At 64.5% G+C, this 20162-nt stretch carries 22 protein-coding genes and 1 riboswitch; of the genes, 10 read left to right on the top strand and 12 right to left on the bottom strand.

Going from position 1 to position 20162, the window contains the following annotated elements:
• The first annotated feature begins 114 nt into the window (after positions 1–114).
• The gene (locus LB532_RS29100; RefSeq protein WP_140640248.1) at positions 115–1056 is read left to right on the top strand and encodes a DMT family transporter; all 942 of its coding nucleotides are present in this window, start codon (positions 115–117) and stop codon (positions 1054–1056) included.
• On the opposite strand, the gene LB532_RS29095 is transcribed toward LB532_RS29100, so the two are convergent.
• The 3 genes from LB532_RS29095 to LB532_RS29085 all read right to left on the bottom strand — a co-directional run bounded on the left by LB532_RS29095 (position 1057) and on the right by LB532_RS29085 (position 2810).
• Positions 1057–1428 (bottom strand): response regulator, encoded by a 372-nt coding sequence (locus LB532_RS29095; RefSeq protein WP_181169390.1) that lies wholly within the window; start codon positions 1426–1428, stop codon positions 1057–1059.
• A gap of 108 nt (positions 1429–1536) precedes the next feature.
• Complete coding sequence (gene hpt / locus LB532_RS29090) at positions 1537–2079, bottom strand: hypoxanthine phosphoribosyltransferase (RefSeq protein WP_140640244.1); 543 nt, start codon at positions 2077–2079, stop codon at positions 1537–1539.
• A gap of 89 nt (positions 2080–2168) precedes the next feature.
• Positions 2169–2810: a hypothetical protein gene (locus tag LB532_RS29085; protein WP_140640242.1), complete on the bottom strand. Its 642-nt coding sequence runs from the start codon at positions 2808–2810 to the stop codon at positions 2169–2171.
• A 301-nt stretch (positions 2811–3111) separates the two neighbouring features.
• Here LB532_RS29085 and ftsE point away from each other — a divergent pair, with 301 nt between their 5' ends.
• The 3 genes from ftsE (at position 3112) to LB532_RS29070 (ending at position 5563) form a co-directional block, all read left to right on the top strand.
• Complete coding sequence (gene ftsE / locus LB532_RS29080; protein WP_027023302.1) at positions 3112–3771, top strand: cell division ATP-binding protein FtsE; 660 nt, start codon at positions 3112–3114, stop codon at positions 3769–3771.
• A complete protein-coding gene (locus LB532_RS29075; protein WP_140640240.1) occupies positions 3764–4750 on the top strand; it encodes a cell division protein FtsX in 987 nt (328 codons plus the stop codon). The genes ftsE and LB532_RS29075 overlap by 8 nt, the downstream gene beginning before the upstream one ends.
• 99 nt (positions 4751–4849) lie before the next feature.
• On the top strand, positions 4850–5563 hold the full coding sequence (locus LB532_RS29070) for a YdcF family protein (RefSeq protein WP_140640238.1): 714 nt from the start codon (positions 4850–4852) through the stop codon (positions 5561–5563).
• Positions 5564–5581: 18 nt separating this feature from the next.
• Here LB532_RS29070 and LB532_RS29065 read toward each other — a convergent pair whose 3' ends face one another.
• Entirely contained in the window at positions 5582–6214 is a 633-nt protein-coding gene (locus tag LB532_RS29065) for a pyridoxamine 5'-phosphate oxidase family protein (protein WP_140560175.1), read from the bottom strand.
• A gap of 24 nt (positions 6215–6238) precedes the next feature.
• Entirely contained in the window at positions 6239–6709 is a 471-nt protein-coding gene (locus LB532_RS29060; RefSeq protein ID WP_140640236.1) for a DUF1348 family protein, read from the bottom strand.
• Between the two features lie 113 nt (positions 6710–6822).
• Here LB532_RS29060 and LB532_RS29055 point away from each other — a divergent pair, with 113 nt between their 5' ends.
• Both LB532_RS29055 and LB532_RS29050 read left to right on the top strand, forming a co-directional pair.
• Positions 6823–7725, top strand: coding sequence for a LysR family transcriptional regulator (locus LB532_RS29055; protein WP_140640234.1), 903 nt, complete (start codon positions 6823–6825; stop codon positions 7723–7725).
• A gap of 123 nt (positions 7726–7848) precedes the next feature.
• Entirely contained in the window at positions 7849–8637 is a 789-nt protein-coding gene (locus LB532_RS29050; protein ID WP_140500784.1) for a lysophospholipid acyltransferase family protein, read from the top strand.
• 40 nt (positions 8638–8677) lie between these two features.
• Here LB532_RS29050 and LB532_RS29045 read toward each other — a convergent pair whose 3' ends face one another.
• The 3 genes from LB532_RS29045 to LB532_RS29035 all read right to left on the bottom strand — a co-directional run bounded on the left by LB532_RS29045 (position 8678) and on the right by LB532_RS29035 (position 10978).
• On the bottom strand, positions 8678–9304 hold the full coding sequence (locus tag LB532_RS29045; RefSeq protein ID WP_140640232.1) for a LysE family translocator: 627 nt from the start codon (positions 9302–9304) through the stop codon (positions 8678–8680).
• Positions 9305–9390: 86 nt separating this feature from the next.
• Positions 9391–10338 (bottom strand): aldo/keto reductase, encoded by a 948-nt coding sequence (locus LB532_RS29040; protein ID WP_140640230.1) that lies wholly within the window; start codon positions 10336–10338, stop codon positions 9391–9393.
• 118 nt (positions 10339–10456) lie between these two features.
• Entirely contained in the window at positions 10457–10978 is a 522-nt protein-coding gene (locus LB532_RS29035; RefSeq protein ID WP_224557546.1) for a gamma-glutamylcyclotransferase, read from the bottom strand.
• Between the two features lie 137 nt (positions 10979–11115).
• Between LB532_RS29035 and LB532_RS29030 the strand changes: the two genes are divergently transcribed.
• Positions 11116–12114, top strand: a complete 999-nt coding sequence (locus LB532_RS29030; protein ID WP_140640226.1) for a DUF2125 domain-containing protein — start codon at positions 11116–11118, stop codon at positions 12112–12114.
• Between the two features lie 9 nt (positions 12115–12123).
• Positions 12124–13053, top strand: coding sequence for a sugar kinase (locus LB532_RS29025; RefSeq protein ID WP_140640224.1), 930 nt, complete (start codon positions 12124–12126; stop codon positions 13051–13053).
• Here LB532_RS29025 and LB532_RS29020 read toward each other — a convergent pair.
• Positions 13050–13985, bottom strand: coding sequence for a prephenate/arogenate dehydrogenase family protein (locus LB532_RS29020; protein ID WP_181169389.1), 936 nt, complete (start codon positions 13983–13985; stop codon positions 13050–13052). The genes LB532_RS29025 and LB532_RS29020 overlap by 4 nt on opposite strands.
• 6 nt (positions 13986–13991) lie before the next feature.
• Positions 13992–15101, bottom strand: a complete 1110-nt coding sequence (hisC, locus tag LB532_RS29015) for a histidinol-phosphate transaminase (protein WP_224557544.1) — start codon at positions 15099–15101, stop codon at positions 13992–13994.
• A 135-nt stretch (positions 15102–15236) separates the two neighbouring features.
• Positions 15237–15314: riboswitch (SAM riboswitch) on the top strand.
• Between the two features lie 111 nt (positions 15315–15425).
• Between hisC and metX the strand changes: the two genes are divergently transcribed.
• Positions 15426–16595, top strand: a complete 1170-nt coding sequence (gene metX / locus LB532_RS29010) for a homoserine O-acetyltransferase MetX (RefSeq protein ID WP_140640218.1) — start codon at positions 15426–15428, stop codon at positions 16593–16595.
• A 58-nt stretch (positions 16596–16653) separates the two neighbouring features.
• Positions 16654–17268 (top strand): methionine biosynthesis protein MetW, encoded by a 615-nt coding sequence (gene metW / locus LB532_RS29005; protein ID WP_140500775.1) that lies wholly within the window; start codon positions 16654–16656, stop codon positions 17266–17268.
• A gap of 114 nt (positions 17269–17382) precedes the next feature.
• Here the strand turns inward: metW and LB532_RS29000 are convergent, their stop codons facing one another.
• Together LB532_RS29000 and LB532_RS28995 are read right to left on the bottom strand one after the other, a co-directional pair.
• The gene (locus LB532_RS29000) at positions 17383–18186 is read right to left on the bottom strand and encodes a DUF1194 domain-containing protein (RefSeq protein ID WP_140640216.1); all 804 of its coding nucleotides are present in this window, start codon (positions 18184–18186) and stop codon (positions 17383–17385) included.
• Positions 18187–18282: 96 nt separating this feature from the next.
• A complete protein-coding gene (locus tag LB532_RS28995; RefSeq protein ID WP_140640214.1) occupies positions 18283–20106 on the bottom strand; it encodes an ABC transporter ATP-binding protein/permease in 1824 nt (607 codons plus the stop codon).
• Positions 20107–20162: the final 56 nt, after the last annotated feature.

Genomic DNA, 20162 nt, shown 5'->3' with positions numbered 1-20162 from the left:
CGGCCACGGGCCAATCAAGAGTCCTCACTCATGCCCGCTGCCCGAAACGGTGGCGGGTTCTTTTTAGCTTGCTGCAAGCTTGCTTGCGCCCTGGTACGGGAGCTTGGGACCCTCATGCGCAATCGGATGGTGCTCGGCATGCTGAGCCTGTGCCTGGGCGTGTTGGTCTTCTCGCTGCAAGACCCGCTCGTCAAGGCGGTGTCGGGCGGTTACCCCGTGACCGAGGTGATGGCCATCCGCGCGATCGTCGCCCTGCCGATCCTGATTGTCCTCGTCCATGCCGATGTCGGGCTGCGGGCGATCCTGTCGCGGCGGTTCGGCATGCTGACCATGCGCGCCTTCATTCAGTTCACCTCTTACACCATGTACTACCTCGCCATCGCCGCCTTGCCCCTGGCCGATGCCGTGGCGCTCTATTTCATGGCCCCGCTGTGCATCATGGTGCTGGCCGGGCCCTATCTTGGCGAACGGGTCTCCTGGCAGACGCTGGCGACCGTGTTGATCGGGCTGCTTGGCGTCGTCGTGATGCTGCGCCCGGGTGCGGGACTGTTCGACTGGGCGGCGCTGCTGTCACTGGGTTCCGCGGTGCTCTACGGCTTCTCGCAACTGATGGCGCGCAAGATCGGCGACACCGAATCCTCAACCGTGATGGCCTTCTACCAGAACGGTGCCTATCTCGCCGGCGCGGCACTGGTCGCAAGCCTGTTCTGGCTTGCCGGCATCAATCATGCCGCCCATCCCAGCCTGGAATTCCTGGTGCGCCCCTGGCTGTGGCCGACAGTGCCGGATTTCCTCAAGATGGCCGCCTGCGGCTTCGTCGCTTCCGCCGGCATGATCTTGCTGTCGCAGGCCTACCGGATGGCGCCGGCAAACCGCGTCGCCACCTTCGAATACACCGGCATCCTGTGGTCGCCGCTGTGGGGTTTTCTGTTCTTCGCCGAAGTGCCGCGGTCGACGACCGTGATCGGCGCCGCCCTTATCATCGGAGCTGGCCTCTTGGCGCTCAACACCGGACGGCGCAATCCCCCGGTGCTCGTCGCTGCCGATCCCGCCTGATCAGGCGAAAATGCTCAGCGCCCGTTCGACGCGTGAACGGATTTCGGCCAGCGTGAACGGCTTCTGCACGACGTCGAGGATGATGCCGTTCAGTTCCTCGGCGCGCTCGCGCTGATCGGCATAGCCGGTCATCAGCAGGATCTTCATCGACGGGAAAAGTGCCGAAGCTGCAATCGCCATCTCGATGCCGTCCATCTCGGGCATGCGGATGTCGGAGACGACGAGATCGTAGCCGCCCTTCGCGGCGCGTATCATCGCCAGTCCTTGCGCGCCGTCGGCGGCGATGTCGATTGCGTGCCCGGCGCGTTCGAGCGCCCGGGCTGCGAGGGTGCGGACGGACTCATCGTCCTCAACGATCAGGAGCTTTGCCATGGCCGGCATGTTTGGCGAGCAAATGTTGACTTTTTCTGAAGGGCCCGGCGCTCCGGGATGGTTATTTTCTTGAAGCCGTTAAGCCCTTTTTCAGTATTTGCCACGGCCTCAGGCATCGCCTTTGACGACGCCGACGAACGGCAGTTCGCGAAAAGCGTGCGCGACATCCATGCCGTAGCCGACGACGAAATAGTCGGGGCAGTCGAAGCCGACATAATCGGCATTGAGGGTGGTCTGGCGGCGCATGCGCTTGTCGAGCAGCACCGCGATGGCGCAGCTTTTGGCGCCGCGCGACAGCATCAGGTCGCGGGTGAAGCTCAGCGTCTTGCCCGACTCCAGAATGTCGTCGATCAGAAGCACGTCGCGGCCGGCGACCTCGTTGTCGATGTCGCGCAGCACCCTCACCTCGCCGCTTGTGGTGCCGGCGCCGTAGCTGGAGATGAAGATGAACTCGACCTCCGGCGACAGGCCGACATCATGCATGGCGCGAATGAGGTCTGCGGCGAAGATGAACGAGCCCTTCAGCACCGAGATCACCAGAAGATCGTGATAGTCGTGCCCGGCGATCTCCTTGGCGAGTTCGAGATTGCGCCGGGCGATGGCCGACGCCGAAAACAGGACCTCGATGTCCTTGCCGCGCACAACTGGCATTCTTCGTCCCTTCAAGATTTTCAAAGGCCTTCGCGCACCGCAAGCGCTGACATCAGCCGTTTGCCGGCCGGCCTCACCTGTCGCACATGCTATTCAGCGAAGGTGACCGACACCGTCCTTACGCCGTTTCTAGGCACGTCGAGCCGGCTGGCAAAGCCGAATCTTTCACTTGGCGCCAATGAGCGGCTGGATGTCCCCAAAGTATAGCGCGTTGTGCGCCCGTCATTGCCGGTGACGCGGATCTCGAGCGGCGGCAACGTCGCCGGACTTGCTCCGTCATTGGCAGCCTCGCCGTCGACGAACAGCACGGGGCTCGCTCCGGAGGCGTCCACGCGTGACGTCACTCCTGAAATGCTCAACGCCGAGGCCGGTCCGCCCGCGAGGGGCGGCGCCTGGCGCACCAGTGCATGCCCGCCGGAGACCCAGAAGGCGGCGAAGGCGGCGCCGATACCGGCGATCCAGAAGATCGGCCCGCCGCGCGACGCCGGTGGCCGCTCCGCCGGCGGCTCGGGCTTGCGCAGCATGTCCATGCCTTCGAGGGATGGCATGGACATCACGCGCTGCGGCGAAATAGCTTCGGCACAGGGCGCGGCGCGCGGCACCACCACATAGTCGGCATCGACGATATCCGCCGCGCCAGCACGCAGGATACGCTCCGGCGCGGCATTTGCCGGCGGATCGGCCATGATTTCGCCGGAAACCGGGCGCGCGGTTCGATCCTCAGCCATCATGGCCCCAGCATTGCAGCACGTTCGCTTTTCGTTTCTTTTGCGTAAAGGCAAATGGTTAACGCTTCCCCACCGGAGCCCTTGTGACGAGCCGAAACAACCCACCGATTAACCGCCGGTTAACCATGCCGGCCGATGGTCTTTTCCGAGAACAGGCCGGCTTGCCGCCGACGGATTCAGATTTCAGGTCAAATCGACCTGAAATCTGAATCCGCCTCCGAATTAGAGTGATAGAGCATGATGTCGCCCGAAAACCGCCTCACACTTTTCGGCATCACGCTCTAGGAATTTCAGGTCGCCGAAATTGATTCGCTTCGAAAATGTCGGCCTCCGCTATGGCATGGGTCCGGAAATCCTCCGCGACATCTCCCTGCACATACCGGAGCGTTCCTTCCAGTTCCTGAGCGGGCCTTCGGGTGCCGGCAAGACGACGTTGCTGCGCCTTCTGTTCATGTCACTGAAGCCGACGCGTGGGCTGATCACCATCTTCGGCAAGGATCGCTCGCGCATCTCGCGCGCCGAACTGCCGCATCTCAGGCGCCGCATCGGCGTGGTGTTCCAGGATTTCCGCCTGCTCGACCACATGACCACCTATGAGAATGTCGCGTTGCCCTTGCGCGTGCGCGGGCGCGAGGAAGCGAGCTACCGCACCGACGTGACCGAGCTGTTGAAATGGGTCGGGCTCGGCGAACGCATGCATGTGCTGCCGCCGGTGCTATCGGGCGGGGAGAAGCAGCGCGCGGCGATCGCCCGCGCCCTGATCGAGCAGCCGGAAATCCTGCTGGCCGACGAGCCGACCGGCAATGTCGATCCGCCGCTGGCGCGGCGCCTGCTCAGGCTCTTCATCGAACTCAACCGCCTGGGCACCGCCGTGGTGATCGCGACCCACGATCTCGGCCTGATGGAGCAGGTCGATGCGCGCCGCATGATCCTGGCCGGCGGGAGGCTTGATATCTATGACTGAGCTTTCCGCCGAACACCTCGACGCACAGGCCGACGAAGCGGCCGCGCCAAGGCCGCGCGTCCAGCGCAAGATGGCGCCCATCGTGCCGGCGCAGAACATCGCCGGCCGCGCCCTGGTGCTGGTCATCGCCATCATGACCTTCCTGTCCTGCCTGACCTTCGGCGCGGTTACCCTGGTGCGCGACACCGCCTCGGTCTGGGAAAACCAGATCTCGCGCGAGGCGACGATCCAGATCAAGCCGGTCGACGGCCTCGACATGGAGGCAGCCCTTGCCCAGGCCTCGCAGATCGCCGCCGAATTCCCCGGCGTGAAGGCGACCAGGATCATCGACCGCGACGCCACCGCCAGATTGCTGGAGCCATGGCTGGGTTCGGGCCTCAACATCGACGAACTGCCGGTGCCGCGGCTGATCATCGTCACCATCGACGAGAACAACCCGCCCGATTTCGCCGCCATGCGCGCCGCGATCACGCCGAAGCTGCCGAGCGCATCGCTTGACGATCACCGCACCTGGGTGGACCGGCTGGTGGCCATGGCCCGCACCACGGTGACCATCGGTATCGCGGTGCTGGCGCTGATGCTCTCGGCGACGGTGCTGACCGTGGTGTTCGCCACGCGCGGCGCCATGGCCGGCAACGGCCACATCATCGAGGTGCTGCATTTCGTCGGCGCCGAAGCGCGTTTCATCGCCCGCGAGTTCCGCCGCCATTTCCTGATCACCGGCATGAAGGGCGCGGCCGCCGGCGGAGCCGCCGCGGTCGCCGTCTTCATCGTCTTTTCCTGGTGGTCCTCGCGCAACATGGCGACCCCGCAGGCCGACCAGGCGACTGCGCTATTCGGCAACTTCGCCATCGGCTCGGCCGGCTATCTCGGTGTCGTGCTGATGGTGCTGGTCATCGGCGGGCTGACGGCTGCAACCTCGCACGCCACCGTCGTCGCCTATCTCAGCGACATCGACGTCCGCCAGCCTGAGGCATGACGACGGCACCCAAGCAGGATCGATCACGCATGAAGAACCGCCGTAACGCAAATTGCGATTTTTACCTACCAAAGGCCGCATTTCGGGATTAACCATGCCATGATGGAGGTGCGGGACTCGACCAGTACCGTTGGATCGATGCCGGCGTTGGCGGCGCGTCCGCATGGACGCGGCCGGGTTTCGGCCGTGCTGCGCGTTTCTTCTTTCGCCTTGCTTGCCCTGGTCGCCCTGTTTGCCGGCGGCTTCGGCTGGTTCGCCAACACTGTCAGTCATCTGACCACCCCTGCCAACCCGGCCAGGGCCGACGCGATCATCGTGTTGACCGGCGGCCAATCGCGCCTCGATGCGGCGATGGAGCTGCTGGCGTCCGGCAAGGGCGCGCGGCTTTTGATCAGCGGTGTGCATCCCTCGGCCAGCAGACGTCAGCTTCAGGCCGCGACCGGCGGTGACATCAGGCTGTTTTCCTGCTGCGTCGACATCGACCGCGCCGCGCTCGACACGATCGGCAATGCCGAGGAAAGCGCCAAATGGGTCGAGAGCCATGCCTATGGCACGGTGATCCTTGTAACCAACAATTACCACATGCCGCGCAGCCTGCTCGAAATGGGCCGGCTGCTGCACAAGGCCAAGCTCGAACCCTATCCGGTGGTCAACAGCAATCTCGACAATGGCGGCTGGCTGACCAAGCCACGGGCACTGCGCGTGCTGTTCACCGAATACAACAAATATCTGCTGGCTTTGGCGCGCGGCATCGTTCCGGTGAAGCCGACGCCGGACGGCATAGCGTTGGCCGAGATCGCCGCCGGCAGCTGAACCTGCCTCGGCGCCTCGTCATTTGGTGACGACGGATCCCGGCGCCTGCCGCAGGCGAGCGACTTCCTGTTCGAGCCGTTCGATCCGCCTGTCCCGTTCGGCCAGCGCCGCCGCCACATCGGCGGCCTCGAAACGCTGCGGAATGTGCTGCGGACAATTGGCATCCCAGGTCGCCACGGTGAACAGGATGACCTGTTCGGGCCGTGCCGCATAATCCCGCGGCATCAGCCTCGCCATCAGCTCGGCGTCGCCTTCCACCACGCGCGCGCTGCCCCAGATCTTGACGCGCCGGCGATGGGCATAGTCGATGAGGAACAGGAAGGCCTGCGGATTGTCGGCGAGATTGCCCTGGGTGATGAACTGTCTGTTGCCGGCGAAATCGGCGAAGCCGATCGTCTTTTCATCGAGCACTTTGAGGAAGCCGGCCGGCCCGCCGCGATGCTGGATATAGGGCTGGCCAACACCGTTGGCCGTCGACAGGAAGACGCTGGTCTGCATCTCGATGAAGGCCGCAAGGTCCGATGTAATCACCGACTGCCAGCCACCGCGCTCCTCGACCCGGGAATAGGCCTGGCGAGAGCCCTTGCGGGCTTGGATCGCCTTGACGGTCGGCGTGAAAGCGACGTCGCTGGTGAAAGCATGCGCGTCCATCGATAGCCTTTCTTGCCGGAGAGGTTAAAGCCCGAGTTCCGACAGCGAGGGATGGTCGTCCGGCCGCCGGCCGAGCGGCCAGTGATATTTACGGTCGGCAGCGCCGATCGGCAGGTCGTTGATGCTGGCGATGCGCAGTCGCATCAGCCCATGTTCGTCGAATTCCCAGTTCTCATTGCCATAGCTGCGGAACCAGGAGCCGCTGTCGTCATGCCATTCATAGGCGAAACGCACGGCGATACGGTTGCCATGGAAAGCCCAGACCTCCTTGATCAACCGGTAGTCGAGTTCCCGGCTCCATTTGCGCGTCAGGAAAGCCTGGATGGCATCGCGGCCTTGCAGGAACTCGGCACGGTTGCGCCAGCGGCTGTCTGCCGTATAGGCAAGCGCGACACGGGCTGGATCGCGCGAGTTCCAGGCATCCTCGGCCATGCGCGCCTTCTGCGCGGCGGTTTCCGCGGTGAATGGCGGCAGCGGCGGGCGGTCTTGCGACATGATGATTCCTTTCTTGACCCAGGCCGTCTGCGTCGCGGCCAATATGGAGGCTTCCATCAAGCAGATGTAGATGCCATATTTGTAATCTATCCTTCCAATTTCCGGAAGAAACCATGGACCGGCTCGAAGCCATGTCGCTTTTTGTCGCCGCGGCGGAGGCCGGCAGCCTGTCTGCCGCCGCGCGCCGTTTTTGCATTCCGCTGGCGACGGTCAGCCGCAAGGTTTCCGACCTGGAACGGCATCTCAAGACTCGCCTTCTGAACCGCTCGACGCGCCGGCTGACGCTGACCGATGCCGGTCAGGCCTATCTGGTCGCCTGCCGCCGCATCCTGGGCGAGGTCGGCGAGGCCGAGCGCATGGCGGCCGGCGAATACAGCGCCCCGACGGGCGAACTGGCCATCACCGCGCCGGTCGTCTTCGGCCGCCTGCACGTGCTGCCGGTGGTGACCGGCTTCCTCGCCGCCTATCCCGACGTGGACATCCGCCTGACGCTGGCCGACCGCATAACCCGGTTGGTCGAGGACCATTTCGACCTCGCCATCCGCATCGGCCGGCTTTCCGACTCCAGTTTTGTCGCCATGCGCATCGGTACGATCCGCCATGTCGTTTGCGCGAGCCCCGGCTATCTGGCCGAACGCGGCGCCCCGACGGCGCTTGCGGACCTCGAGGCCCACAGCTGCATTACCTTCGAAGGGCCGGGCGCGCTCTCGACATGGAGCTTTACCGCAGGGAAGACCGAGATGCCGGTTCGGGTCCGCTCGCGGCTTCAGGTCAACACCGCCGAAGCGGCGATCGATGCCGCACTCGCCGGCGTCGGGCTGACGAGGGTGCTGTCCTACCAGATCGACGCGGCGGTGCGGTCAGGCGCGCTGCGCGTGCTGCTGCGGGAGTTCGAACCGGAACCCTGGCCGGTAAGCCTGGTGCACGCAGGCCACGGCCTGCTGCCGGTCAAGCTGCGCGCATTTCTCGACTTCGCCGCCCCGCGCCTGAAAGAAAGACTGGCGCGGCTGATCTAGCGCGGCTGGGCCTTCGGGCGAGGCCGAAACGCTTTTCGGCGCCATTTCGGGGCATCTTCGGCCATTTCCTTTTTGCGCCCGCTTGGTGTAACCAACGCACACCTCTTTACCGGGCCTCCCCCAATGCTCCAAGTCCGATCGCTGGCGTTCAATTTCGTCTTCTACGTCAATCTGATCGTCCAGATGATCCTCTGGACTCCCTATTATTTCCTGTCGCCGCGCCATCGCGCCTGGTTCGTGCCGAAGTTCTGGTCGCGCACCTCGATGTGGCTCTACGACAAGATCGCCGGGACGAAGAGCGACATCACCGGGCTGGAAAATCTGCCCGAAGGCTCTTTCATCCTGGCGCCCAAGCACCAGTCCTTCTGGGACGCGATCGCCTTCTTCCCCTATCTGCAGGATCCGCTCTACATCCTGAAGCGCGAGCTGACCTGGATTCCGTTCTTTGGCTGGTACATCCTGAAAATGCGCATGATCCCGGTCGACCGCGGCAGCCGCTCAAAGGCGCTGAAGGCGGTGGTTGCGGCGACAAAGGAAGAAATCGCGCGCAACCCGCGGCAGCTCATCATCTATCCCGAAGGCACCCGCCGCGCGCCCGGCGACGAACCCGCCTACAAATACGGCATCGTCGAAATCTATGCGCAGCTCGGCATTCCCGTGGTGCCGGTCGCCCATGTTGCCGGCCTCTATTGGCCGCGCCGCAAGTTCCTGCGCTATCCCGGCACCATCAAGGCGCGCTTCCTGCCGCCGATCCCGCCGGGCCTGGACAAGGAGGAATTCATGCGGCGGCTGATCGGCGAAACCGAAACCGCCTGCGACCAATTCCTCATCGACGCATCCCGTGCACCCAATCCGCCTGCTTTGCCGCCGACGGCGGTCAAGCGGCTGCGGGAACTCGGCGCCAAAGCCTGAAGTGCGGCCTTCGGCGCGCCGATGGCGGCTCGCGCAACGTTCAGGCGAACACAGCCAGTGCGGTCGTCAGCACCAGCGTCGCGGCAAAGACCAGATTGATGATGCGCGAGGCCACCGGCCTGCGAAGGAAGCGCGCGAAAGCCGCCCCCGCAAGCAGCCACACGGCATGGATGGCGACGATCATGAATGCGAGAGCGGCGAGCTTCGGCCCGGTGCCTATGGCGCCGGCGCCCCTATCCGCGGACGCGCCGGCGAACACCGCGGCGATTGCCACATAAGCCTTGGGGTTGGCCACCGCCAGCAGGAAGCCGCCGGCGAATGTCGGTCGTGCGGCCTCGCCGGCACGCGCCGCCAGGGGCGGCGCGGTCGCGATCTTGAACGCGAGATAGAGGATATAGGCAGCCGACGCCGCGACCAGCAGCGGAGCGAGCCGCGGCATCGCGGCAAGCATCGCGCTCACTCCGCTTGCCACGACCAGAAGCACGGCGATCGTGCCCAGGATCACCCCCAAGGCGTAGCTCAGGGAATGGCGCAGGCCGAATGCCGCGCCGACGGCGGTGACGCTTATCGTCGCCGGCCCCGGGCTGCCCATGACGACCGTGGCGGCAAGCATCAGCGCAACGAGCTGACGCCACAGATCCGGCTGCGAAAAAAGCGGGCCTGCCATCCACGCCTCCTGTCTTGCCAAGCGTCAATGACGGTATGGCAAGGCCGGGGCGACCGTCTTGGACGATCGTGCGCGCTGTTGGCGGCTCAGCCGCTCGCCTTGTCGAGCTCGGCCATGTCGTCGGCGCTGAGCTCCAGCGACGCCGCCCTGATCAGGCTGTCCATCTGTTCAGGCTTGGTGGCGCTGGCGATCGGCGCGGTGACGCCCGGCCGGGCAATGACCCAGGCAAGCGCCACTTCCGCCTGTTTGGCCGAATGCCTGGCGGACACCGCATCGAGTGCCGCGAGGATGCGCATGCCGCGCGCATCGAGGTAGTCCTTCACGTCGCCGCCGCGCGGACTTTGACCGAGATCGGCCTCGCTGCGGTATTTGCCGCTCAAGAAACCCTTGGCCAGGCTGAAATAGGTGATGACGCCGATATCCTCGGCCATGCAGAGATCGCGCAGCGGGCCATCGAACGACGAGCGGTCGTAGAGATTGTATTCCGGCTGCAGCACTTCATAGCGGGGCAGGCTGCGCAGGCTTGCCACGTCGAGCGCGGCGCGCAACTGACCGGCGTCGAGATTCGAGCAGCCGGCATAACGGATCTTGCCCTTGGCGAGCAGCTTTTCATAGGCGCCGAGGGTTTCCTCATAGGGCGTGGTCGGATCCGGCCAGTGCGACAGATAAAGATCGATGAACTCGGTCTGCAGCCGCTTCAGCGAAGCATCGACGGCCTTTTCGATGTAAGCGGCGGAGAGGTCCTTGTGGCCCTGTCCCATGTCCGAGCCGACTTTGGTGATCACCACGACCTTATCGCGGTTGCCCCGGTCCTTCATCCATTTGCCGATGATGGTTTCCGATTCGCCGCCCTGGTGGCCGGGCACCCAGCGCGAATAGGCGTCCGCTGTGTCGACCGCGTTCAGGCCAGCGCCGACGAAGCGGTCGAGCAGGTCGAAGGACGTCTTCTCGTCGGCGGTCCAGCCGAAGACATTGCCGCCCAGAACCAGGGGCGCGATGGAAAGGTCGGTGCGACCGAGACGGCGTTTCTGCAAGGCTGATCTCCGTGGGTGGGATTGGGCGGCTGCCGCCCATTGCGGGTTCGAGGCCTAAGCTAGGTCTTGCCGCATCGAGGTCAAAGGCCTCGCCGGGCTTTTCCGCAGAGCCAGCGCTTCACAAAGGCGCGATCCGCCTCGCCACGTCTTCCAGCCAGTGGTCGCGAATGCCGAGCGCCCGGAGATGGTCCAGCGTGCTCGACACATAGTCCTCATTGTTGCCGGACTGGCCGACAGCGCCGCGCACCACATCAGCGGCGTGGGCGGCATCGAGCGCACCAGCATACTGCTCATGGCCGCGGTCGACGATATAGGCCACGGCTTCGACCGTGCCGCCGCCGTCAAGGCGGACATTGAGCATGCGCTCAAGATAGACATTGGTGACCAGCTCGCGCTCACGCAGATAGGCGATGACCTCGTCCCGCAACTCGCCCGGCACCCGGAAAGCCAGCCCGACGCAGGAGCCCCCGCGGTCAAGGCCGAGCACCAGGCCCGGACGTTCCCGCGTGCCGCGATGCACGAAGGAATAGACGCACAGCGCGCGACGATAGCCATGCAGGCGCGCCCGCCTTGTCTCGACATGCGCGAACCCCGGCCGCCATATCAACGAACCATAGCCAAACACCCAAAAATCGCCCATATCGCCGTGCCTGATTGCGTAAGAATGGCAACACCACACCGGAATCGGTGTTTTTTCCGTCCATCTCTGTCTACCTGTTGTCGTTGCCAGAATCGACAGCCCGCCCACAGCCCCCATGCGTGAACGAGAACCGCAGCATGACGTCCACTGACGAACGCCAGCCGAAGCATCGCCGCCGCCTGTTCTGGCTTGCAGCGTGTGTCATCGCGCTGTTCGCCATCTACAGCGGCGGCTGGTTCTATCTCGCCGACAGGGTCCGGAGCGAAGCCGACAAGGCGGTCGCCACGCTCAACAAGAACGGCATCGAGGCCGGCTGCGCCAATCTCCAGGTCAGCGGTTACCCCCTGAGCTTCGCCGTCTCCTGCGACAATCTTGCCTATGAGGACGACGCCAAGAACGTTGCCGCCTCTGCCGGCTCCTTCAACGCCGTCGCCCAGATCATCCAGCCGCTGTCGCCGGTCGCGGACCTGCGCGGTCCGCTCAGGACCTCGGTTCCGGGCATGGTGCCGCTGTGGATCGACTGGGATGATCTTAAGGCCAACGTCAAACTCTCATGGCCGCTGCCGCGACGCATTTCGCTCACGGCCGAGGGCCTGTCCGGCCAGACCGATCCGGCCGACGACACCGATCCGGTGCAACTGTTCAGCGCCGGCAAGGCGGCGGGCCAGCTGCAGCCGAACGGCAGGGATATCGACTATACCGGCAGCTTCGGCGATCTGGAGATCGACCCCGATGCGATTGGGGGCCGCGTCCTGCCGCCGCTCGACGCCAGTGGCGAGGCTACGCTGAAGAACGGCCTGGCACTGATCGGAACGCAACTGAAAAGCCTGCGCGGCCAGGCCGTCGAGATCCGCAGGCTCGATTTGTCGTCGGGCACGGCGCACGTCGCCGTTTCCGGGCCGCTGTCGGTCGACGCCGAGGGCCTGGTCGACGCCGATCTGATGATCAGACTGAAAGACCCGAAAGCCGTGGCCGCCATTCTCGGCGCCGCCATACCCGAACAGAAGAACCAGATCGAACAAGGCTTTGCCGCCCTGGCGCTGCTCGGCAACGAACCGTCGATGCCGCTCAAGGTGGTCAAGGGCAAGGCCTCGCTCGGCTTTATCCCGCTGGGCAAGATCAAGCCGGTCGACTAAGCATCCCCAATGGACAGACCGGCAAAACTCCTGAGCGTCGGCGCGCTGACGCTCGACACCATTCTTCGCGTCGAAACGCTTCCCGTCCATCAGGGCAAGTTCATGGCCGCCGATGGCGTCCAGATCGCTTCCGGCATGGCCACGAGTGCCGCCTGCGCCGCACGCCGGCTGGGCGCCGAAGTGTGGCTTTGGGCGAGCGCCGGCGATGATCAGGCCGGCGACCAGCTGATATCGGGCATCGAGGCGGAGGGCGTCGATTGCAGCCTCGTCCGTCGCGTCGCCGGAGCGCGCTCGGCGCTGGCCGCGATCCTCGTCGACGGCCACGGCGAGCGCATCATCGTGCCTTTCTACGATCAGCGTGCCCAGGCCGATCCCGACGGCTTGCCGGTCGCCGATCTCGCCGCCTTCGATGCCGTGCTGGCCGATGTGCGCTGGCCGGGTGCCTCAGCGCTTGCCCTCACGGCCGCTCGCGCTGCCGGCCGACCCGCGATCCTCGATGCCGACACCGCGCCATTGGCAGTGCTGGAGGGACTGTTGCCGCTCGCCTCGCACATCGTCGCCTCCGAACCGGCGGCGCGCATCGTCTGCGGCCAGGCGCTGGACCCGCAGGCCGCATGCGCCGACCTCGCGTCGCGCACCGACGCTTTCGTCGCGGTAACCGCCGGCGGCGCTGGAACGTGGTGGCACGACAGGCACGCCGGTCGCGTACGCCACGTCGCTGCGCCAAAGGTCGAGGTGGTGGATACTCTGGCAGCCGGCGACGTCTTTCATGGCGCCTTCGCGGCCGGGCTGGCGCAAGCCATGCCGATCGAAAAGGCGCTGCGCTTTGCCAGCGCGGCCGCGGCGCTCAAATGTCAGCGCTTCGGTGGTAGGCTGGGCGCGCCCGATCGCGCCGAGACACTGGCGATGATGGCGGCGACCTGGCCTGAAGGAGCCTAGTTTTTCGCCGGATGTTCGACCGCCTGGCGGCCGAAATCCGGCACGTCGATGTCCTGGCCGGCCTCGATGATCGAGCGGCGCACGGCGCGGGTGCGGGTGAACAGGTCGAACAGCTTGTCGCCGTCGCCCCAGCGGATCGCCCGCTGCAGGAAAGCCAGATCCTCCGAGAACCGCGCCAGCATTTCCAGAATCGCATCCTTGTTGTGCAGGCACACGTCCCGCCACATGGTCGGATCGGAGGCGGCGAGACGCGTGAAGTCGCGGAAACCGGAAGCGGAATATTTGATGACTTCCGTCTTGGTCACCGATTCCAGGTCATCGGCGGTGCCGACGATGTTGTAGGCGATGATGTGCGGCAAATGCGAGACGATGGCCAGCGTCATGTCGTGATGCTGCGGATCCATCGTGTCGATGTTGGCGCCGCAACGGCGCCAGAATTCGGAAAGCCTTTCCAGCGCGTCCGGATCCGTGTCCGGCAGCGGGGTGAAAATGCACCAGCGGTTGTCGAACAGATCGGCGAAACCGGCATCGGGCCCAGATTTCTCCGTGCCGGCCAGCGGATGGCCGGGAATGAAATGCACTCCATCGGGTATATGCGGCTGCATCTGTGCAATCACGGAAGCCTTGGTCGAGCCGACATCGGTGACGATGGCGCCCTTCTTCAGCGCCGGCGCGATCTCTTGCGCCACCGTGCCGGACGAGCCGACCGGCACCGAGACGATGACCAGGTCGGCATCGCGGACCGCTTCCTTGGCATCTATGGTGTAGGAGGAGCCCAGGCCAAGCTCTTGCGCCCGCGCCAGCGTTGCAGCGCTGCGCGTCGAGATGGCGAGATGGCCGGCCAGGCCCTCGCGGCGGATGATACGGGCCAGCGACGAGCCGATCAGGCCGATGCCGACCAGCGCGATCTTTTCGAACATCGGTGATGTCATGGCGTTCTAGCTTTTCAGGAATGTCGTGAGTGCCGCGACCACGCCGCGATTGGCCTCTTCGGTGCCGACCGTCATGCGCAATGCGTTGGGAAAGCCATAGCCCGAAACACGCCGCAGTATGTAGCCGCGCTGGGTGAGATAGTCGTCCGCCGCCGCGGCCGAATGCTTGCCGTCGTCGGGAAAATGAATGAGGAGGAAATTGCCGACGCTCGGCGTCACCCGCAACCCGAGCCCAGTCATCTGCTCGCTCAGCCAGGCCAGCCAGGTCTCGTTATGCGCGACGCTGCGCTCGACATGGGCGCGGTCGCGGACGGCAGCGATGCCGGCCTCGATCGCCGTCGCATTGACATTGAAAGGGCCGCGTATGCGGTTGATCGCGTCGACGATGTGCATCGGCCCATACATCCATCCGATCCGCGCCCCGCCAAGTCCGATCTTGGAGAAGGTGCGGGTCATGACCACGTTCTGAGAGCTGCCCGCGAGCTCGATGCCGGCCTCATAGTCGTTGCGCCTGACATATTCTGCATAGGCGGCATCGAGCACCAGAAGCACGTTCTTCGGCAGGCCGGCATGCAGGCGGCGCACCTCCTGGAACGGCACGTAAGTGCCGGTCGGATTGTTGGGATTGGCGAGGAACACGATCTTCGTACGTGGCGTGACGGCCGCCAGGATCGCATCGATGTCGGCGCGCTCCTGGGTCTCCTTGACCGCGACAGGCGTGGCACCCGCCGACTGGATGTAGATCTTGTAGACCATGAAGGCGTGTTCGGTGAATATGGCCTCGTCGCCGGGCGCGAGATAAGTCTGCGCCAGCAGGCCGAGGATCTCGTCGGAGCCGTTGGAACAGATGATGTTCTGTGCGTTCAGACAATGCACCTCGGCGATTGCTTCGCGCAGGCGCCGGGCGGTGCCGTCGGGATAGACGTCGAGCTTGGCGGCGACCTCGCGCGCGGCCTCGATTGCCTTTGGCGAGGGGCCGAGCGGGTTCTCGTTCGACGACAGCTTGTGGACCTTGTCCACCCCGGCAGGGGCCGAGCTCTTGCCCGGCACATAGGCCTGGATGTCCATGATACCCGCGCGCGGCTGAGGACGTGCCTGATCCGGTTTCTGGTTCATTTTGCAAAATCCGTCGAGAACGCTCCCGTCTGGAAGCCGCAGCGGAAATACAAGCCATGGCCGGCAATGTCGAGAGGCGGCAGTGGTGCCAGCAAGCGGCATTGACGGCAAGGCAGGCGAGTTCTAGAAGGGCAGCAACAGTTCCGTGGTGATTTGGCCGGTCGGCTTGCAGCCACGTTAAACAATTCGCTAAAGGGCCGTTTGCGTGACGTAACCGGCTTTGCGAAGGCATTGCCGGTTTTTTATTGTCCGCGGCCGGCCGGACACCCGTGTCGGCCCGTATTCGGTTTCCGCCAGACACGTCGTGCGATGTAAGAGGATGCGATGGCCGCTCAGCGCGCTGGCAGAACCAACAACGAGGCAGACCAGCCGTCGAGCCCGGTCGTGCGCTTCGGCGCCGACAAGCCGCTCAAGCTCGACGCCGGCACCCTGCTGTCGCCGTTCCAGATCGCCTACCAGACCTATGGCACGCTGAACGAAGCCCGTTCCAACGCCATTCTCGTTTGCCACGCATTGACCGGCGACCAGCATGTGGCCAGCACCAATCCAGTGACCGGCAAGCCGGGTTGGTGGGAAGTGCTGATCGGCCCCGGCAAGATCATCGACACCAGCCGTTTCTTCGTCATCTGCTCAAACGTCATCGGCGGCTGCCTCGGTTCCACCGGTCCGGCCTCCACCAATCCCGCTACCGGCAAGCCCTATGGGCTGGACCTTCCGGTCATCACCATCCGCGACATGGTGCGTGCCCAGCAGATGCTGATCGACCATTTCGGCATCGAAAAACTGTTTTGCGTGCTCGGCGGGTCGATGGGCGGCATGCAGGTGCTGCAATGGGCGTCGAGCTATCCGGAGCGTGTTTTCTCGGCGCTGCCGATCGCCACCGGCGCGCGGCATTCCTCGCAGAACATCGCTTTCCACGAGGTCGGCCGGCAGGCCGTGATGGCCGACCCTGAATGGCATGGCGGCAAATATTTCGACCACGGCAAACGCCCGGAAAAGGGGCTCGCCGTGGCGCGCATGGCCGCCCACATCACCTACCTGTCCGAAGCAGCCCTGCACCGGAAGTTCGGCCGCAACTTGCAGGACCGCGAAGCGCTGACCTTCGGCTTCGACGCCGACTTCCAGATCGAGAGCTATCTGCGTCACCAGGGCATGACTTTCGTCGACCGTTTCGACGCCAATTCCTATCTCTACATGACGCGGTCCATGGATTATTTCGACCTCGCCGCAGACCATGGCGGCAGGCTGGCCGATGCTTTTGCCGGCACCAAGACACGCTTCTGCCTGGTGTCGTTCACCTCGGATTGGCTGTTTCCGACCGAGGAGAGCCGCTCGATCGTCCATGCGCTGAATGCCGCCGGCGCGTCGGTGTCCTTCGTCGAGATCGAGACCGATCGCGGGCACGACGCCTTCCTGCTCGACGAGCCAGAACTGTTCGCCGCCATCAACGGCTTCATCGGCTCGGCCGCGCGAGCGAGAGGGCTCGGCGCATGACCCCGCAAAATTGCAGACTTGTCCGTCAAGGGTCACGCGCCACGACAAGGGGCAAGCCATGAGCGTCAATCGCGCCCAACGCGTCGATCTCGAGGTGATCGCCGGTCTGATCCCGCCGCAATCGCGGGTGCTGGACGTCGGCTCCGGCGACGGCTCGCTGCTCGAGCTTTTGCAGGAGACCAAGCAGATCGACGGCCGTGGACTGGAACTGTCGCAGCGCGGCGTCAACGAATGCGTCGCGCGCGGCCTTTCCGTCGTCCAGGGCGACGCCGACAAGGATCTTGAATTCTATCCCGACAAAGGTTTTGATTTCGTCGTCCTGTCGCAGACCTTGCAGGCGACCCGCAACCCGAAGCTCGTTCTCGACGAATTGCTCAGGATCGGCGAACACGCCATCGTGTCCTTCCCCAATTTCGGCCACTGGCGGGTGCGCCTGTCGCTGTTCGTCAAGGGCCGCATGCCGGTCACCAAAGACCTGCCCTATTCCTGGTACGACACGCCGAACATCCACTTCTGCACCATCCGCGACTTCGTCAATCTGTGCGAGGAGCTTGGCGCGACCGTGGAAAGGGCAACCGCGCTCGACGCCAACGGCCAGAAGATCGGCCTGTCGATGCCATGGTGGTTCTGGAATTTCTTCGGCCAGCAAGCGGTGTTCTTGTTGAAGCGATAAGGCCCATCCCGGAGGCGGCTATGACACCCCCTTTTCGGGCGAAGTCGAGCTGCGGGTTGATCCGACGAAGGTCATCAGCAGGTTGGAACCCGGCCCGCATAGACCGGCGAAGGCTCAGCGATCGAGCTCCGGGAAATACGGATCCAACAAGAACCGTCTGTCGCGTTCGCCTTGCAGGCAGTCCATCGGAGCCTCGGCTTCGGCGGGAATGATCCTGGTCTCGTTCTGGACGCCGCTGACCTCGAGAATCAGCTTGCGGCGGATGGCGGTGGAAAATTCGGCGGCTGCATAAATCGGCAGCACGAAGGAGCCCGGCCCGCCGGTTACGCACTGGGCGTAATACCGGTCGAGGTGGCTGAAGGTGGGCGACGGATTGATCAGGATCGGCAGGCCGTTGATGACGATGCCTTTGGCGTTTGCCGCATCCCGCGTGGCGGTGACGGGCGCCCCGATATTGTTTGGTCCGTCACCGGAAATATCGATGACGCTGCGTTCGCTTTCGAAAGTAGTGCGGTCGAAAAGCCCCGCGCCGAAGGCGAGCGCGCCGGAGATCGACGTGCCGTGGAAGCTGCGGAACGGGCGGGCCGCTATCTTGTCGGCAAAAGCGTTGGCACTCTCGGCGCCGTCGACGACCTGCCAGCCGATGAGCGCGTCGTCACGGACCGTGCCGGCCCATTCGAAATAGGTGAGCGCGATGCGGCCCGTGGCCCCGGCGCGGACCGCCTTGATGAAGTCGGGGTGACGCAGCGCCTGCACATAGCCGGCGCGCTGCAGGGCGAACTCCTTCTCGTCCATCGACAATGAGATATCGACCGCCAGCACCAGTTCGACGTCAACGGCCAAGCCATCCGGTGCAGCGGCAGTCGCGGTGGCCTCGGTGCAGGCCAGGCAGGCAAGCAGGCTGAGAGCATCAAGCATGGCCGGCTCAAGCGATGTTTCCGCTGCGATCTTCCCTCGCGATCACGGCGAAATAAAGCTGCCTCATGGCGTGGCGCGGGCCAGCCCCGAGAGGTGCTATTTCTTGCGGCGAGGAGCGGCCGGCGGCGGCTCGATCGCGCCCGCCCTTATGCGCGCGGGCTTCAGGGCCGGCACGCCGGACGCCTTCACGATGGTCAGGGCGCGCGGGAAGAACTGATTGTCGTGCTGGCCGCGCCCTATATTGAGGATCGTCGCCCCGGCCAGCCGCTTCTCCAGCATCGACAGCACCCGCCGCAGTGTCGGTCCGTCGAAGGCATCGAGAGCCTCATCGATGATCACCCATTTTGGTTGCCGCAGCACGAGGCGGGCAAAGGCCAGCAGGCGCAGTTCTTCGTCGGCCAGTTCATGCTCCCAGCGCGCGCTGCGGCCGAGCGACGACGACAGGTGTTCCAAGCCGATCTCGGCCAGCACGGCTGAGATATCGGTATCGCTTGCCGGCGCAACCCCGTCCACGCAGTCGAGCACTTCGCGCAGCGTGGCGGTTGGGAAGTAAGGCGTGCGCGGCACGAAGATGGGCGTCTCTCCCGCCGGCATGCCGATGCGCCCGCTTCCCCACGGCCACAGGCCGGCAATGGCGCGAAAGAACAGCGTCTTGCCCGCCCCCGGCTCCCCAGTGAGCATGACGCGTTCGCCAGCGTGGATCTCGACATGCTGGTCGGCGAGCCTCGTGCAGCCCTCCGGCGAGGCCACTTCGAGTTTCTCGAAGGTCAGCTTGCCGTTTGCATTCTCGCCGAATTCGATGCGCCTTTCCTGGTCGTGCAGCACATCGGTCTCATCCAGTGCAATACGGAAATCGGCGACGCGCATCAGCGTCGCGCGCCAATCGGCGATGCTGCCGATATTGTTGATGAACCAGCGCAATGAGGAATGGACCTGGTTGAAAGCGCCGACCGCCATCATCAACCCGCCGAAGCTGATATCGCCCGCGAAATAGACCGGCGAAGCGACCAGTATGGGAGCCACCACGGTGATCCAGCCATAGGTGTCCGTCACCCAGGCGAGATTGATTTGGGCGCTGTATATGCGCCGCATGGCCCCGAGCACGGTGCTGAGATCGATTTCCAGCCGCCGCCTGGCGTCGGGCTCGCTTCGGGCGAGCGCGATGGCATCGATGTTCTCGTTGACGCGCACCATCGAGGAACGCAGCTCCGCCTCGCGTGTGTAGCGGTCGCTGTTGAGGTGGATCAGGGGCCGTCCGACCAGCCAGCTCAGCCAGGAAGCCGTTCCGGCATAGAGTATGGCCGCCCAGACCATGTAGCCCGGTATGGCGAGCGACGTCCCGCCGATGTGGAAGACGAAGCCCGAGGACAGTTCCCACAACACGCCGACGAAGGAGGCGAGCAGGATTAAGGATTGCAGCAGGCCGACGCCAAGATCCGTCGACAGGTCGGAAAGATGGCCCGCATCCTGCTGCATGCGCTGGTCGGGATTGACCCCGATGGCACCCGCATGCGCCAGGCGAAAGGCGCGCGCGGGCCGCATCCATCCATCGATCAGATCGAGCGTCAGCGCCTCGCGCAGCTTCAGCCGGATCGTCTGATTGAGCCAGGTCTGGCCGACATTGAGCACAAGAAGCCCACCGGCAATGGCGGCAAAAATGGCGAGCTGGTGCAGGAAGGCCTGCATGTCGCGGCGTGCAAGCGCATCATAGAAAGGCTGGTTCCAGCGGTTGAGCAGAACCTGGCCGATCGAGGTCGCGACAATGACGGCAACCATCCCGATGGAAGCCCAGCGTAGTCCTTTGCGGACCGGCGATCCGGCAAGCGCCAGCTTGATCGTCGCCACCTGGTCACGCAGGCTCGAGGCTTCGACCGCAGCGATAGGCCGGGCAGAGGCATCATTGTCCGGATAATCCCCCATGAGCTGAAGTCCTTGCGTTCAAAAGCGGCGCTGAAAACCGGATGAAGTGTAGTGAC

This window comes from Mesorhizobium sp. ESP-6-2, from assembly GCF_020164675.1.
GTDB lineage: Bacteria > Pseudomonadota > Alphaproteobacteria > Rhizobiales > Rhizobiaceae > Mesorhizobium.
Note: the sequence above shows the minus strand (reverse complement) of the source record. Positions and strands in the feature narration are given on the sequence as shown.

Excerpts from the sequence above, each read along its gene's own strand:
- LB532_RS29100 (WP_140640248.1), top strand. The coding sequence starts at position 115 with ATGCGCAATCGGATGGTGCTCGGCATGCTGAGCCTGTGCCTGGGCGTG.
- LB532_RS29095 (WP_181169390.1), bottom strand. The coding sequence starts at position 1,428 with ATGGCAAAGCTCCTGATCGTTGAGGACGATGAGTCCGTCCGCACCCTC.
- hpt (WP_140640244.1), bottom strand. The coding sequence starts at position 2,079 with ATGCCAGTTGTGCGCGGCAAGGACATCGAGGTCCTGTTTTCGGCGTCG.
- LB532_RS29085 (WP_140640242.1), bottom strand. The coding sequence starts at position 2,810 with ATGATGGCTGAGGATCGAACCGCGCGCCCGGTTTCCGGCGAAATCATG.
- LB532_RS29075 (WP_140640240.1), top strand. The coding sequence starts at position 3,764 with ATGACTGAGCTTTCCGCCGAACACCTCGACGCACAGGCCGACGAAGCG.
- LB532_RS29070 (WP_140640238.1), top strand. The coding sequence starts at position 4,850 with ATGATGGAGGTGCGGGACTCGACCAGTACCGTTGGATCGATGCCGGCG.
- LB532_RS29065 (WP_140560175.1), bottom strand. The coding sequence starts at position 6,214 with ATGGACGCGCATGCTTTCACCAGCGACGTCGCTTTCACGCCGACCGTC.
- LB532_RS29060 (WP_140640236.1), bottom strand. The coding sequence starts at position 6,709 with ATGTCGCAAGACCGCCCGCCGCTGCCGCCATTCACCGCGGAAACCGCC.
- LB532_RS29055 (WP_140640234.1), top strand. The coding sequence starts at position 6,823 with ATGGACCGGCTCGAAGCCATGTCGCTTTTTGTCGCCGCGGCGGAGGCC.
- LB532_RS29050 (WP_140500784.1), top strand. The coding sequence starts at position 7,849 with ATGCTCCAAGTCCGATCGCTGGCGTTCAATTTCGTCTTCTACGTCAAT.
- LB532_RS29045 (WP_140640232.1), bottom strand. The coding sequence starts at position 9,304 with ATGGCAGGCCCGCTTTTTTCGCAGCCGGATCTGTGGCGTCAGCTCGTT.
- LB532_RS29035 (WP_224557546.1), bottom strand. The coding sequence starts at position 10,978 with ATGGGCGATTTTTGGGTGTTTGGCTATGGTTCGTTGATATGGCGGCCG.
- LB532_RS29030 (WP_140640226.1), top strand. The coding sequence starts at position 11,116 with ATGACGTCCACTGACGAACGCCAGCCGAAGCATCGCCGCCGCCTGTTC.
- LB532_RS29025 (WP_140640224.1), top strand. The coding sequence starts at position 12,124 with ATGGACAGACCGGCAAAACTCCTGAGCGTCGGCGCGCTGACGCTCGAC.
- LB532_RS29020 (WP_181169389.1), bottom strand. The coding sequence starts at position 13,985 with ATGACATCACCGATGTTCGAAAAGATCGCGCTGGTCGGCATCGGCCTG.
- hisC (WP_224557544.1), bottom strand. The coding sequence starts at position 15,101 with ATGAACCAGAAACCGGATCAGGCACGTCCTCAGCCGCGCGCGGGTATC.
- metX (WP_140640218.1), top strand. The coding sequence starts at position 15,426 with ATGGCCGCTCAGCGCGCTGGCAGAACCAACAACGAGGCAGACCAGCCG.
- metW (WP_140500775.1), top strand. The coding sequence starts at position 16,654 with ATGAGCGTCAATCGCGCCCAACGCGTCGATCTCGAGGTGATCGCCGGT.
- LB532_RS29000 (WP_140640216.1), bottom strand. The coding sequence starts at position 18,186 with ATGCTTGATGCTCTCAGCCTGCTTGCCTGCCTGGCCTGCACCGAGGCC.
- LB532_RS28995 (WP_140640214.1), bottom strand. The coding sequence starts at position 20,106 with ATGGGGGATTATCCGGACAATGATGCCTCTGCCCGGCCTATCGCTGCG.